This is a genomic window from Candidatus Symbiothrix dinenymphae (genome assembly GCF_001431085.1).
This window is the reverse complement of the sequence record NZ_BBRU01000169.1, coordinates 1-722: the sequence shown is the minus strand read 5'-3', so window position 1 is coordinate 722 and position 722 is coordinate 1. Positions and strand designations below refer to the sequence as shown.

The window sequence follows — 722 nt, the reverse complement described above, 5'->3', positions numbered from 1 at the left end:
CCGACGAAATATCGTCTGCCGAAATCACAAAGTAACTTGCAAAACCGATGCAGAGAATCGTAAAAAACAATATGGCACTAAATTTGTTCATCAGAATCTAAAATAAATGAATGGATTATAGGTTGAACCAACCAGCATGGCGGTTGAGGCGCACAAAAAGGCGACATTCGTAACCGGTGCCAGATATTTGTACCCTTTCGCAGTCCACCGATAAACCCGCGATTTCGGAGGGAAAAATTCGTCCCAAGGCAGACACAGGATGAGTACACCGGCAAACCAAAAAGTGTGTTCCAATAAATCGGTGAAAAATTGCGGATTTATGGCGGATTCGGAATAAAAGAGGTTGATTACAAACGCTTTAAGTTTGCTGAAATCGGTAAAATAAAAAATGGACCAGCTGAAACCGGTTAGGAATAGCGTGTACAGGTGCTTGACGATGCCGGGGGTTTTGTCCAATACTGATTTCATCTTTTTTTCAATAATCATAAAAACGCCAAAATACATTCCCCAGAGCAGAAAATTCCAGTTGGCACCGTGCCATATTCCGGTTAATGACCACACTATGAAGATATTACGTTCGTGGTGGCGGCGATTTCCACCCAAGGGAATATATACATAGTCGCGAAAAAACTGCCCGAGCGAAATATGCCAGCGTCTGTAAAAATCGCCGCAGGAAATAGCTGCATACGGATGTCGGAAGTTTTCCTCAAACCGGAAACCAA

At 43.1% G+C, this 722-nt stretch carries 1 protein-coding gene; it reads right to left on the bottom strand.

Features of this window, described 5'->3' with window-relative positions; translation table 11 throughout:
* Nucleotides 1-90 precede the first annotated feature (90 nt).
* Nucleotides 91-722 (bottom strand): MBOAT family O-acyltransferase (locus tag ASC50_RS02525; RefSeq protein WP_304518307.1); only part of this gene is annotated, 632 nt, incomplete at its 5' end.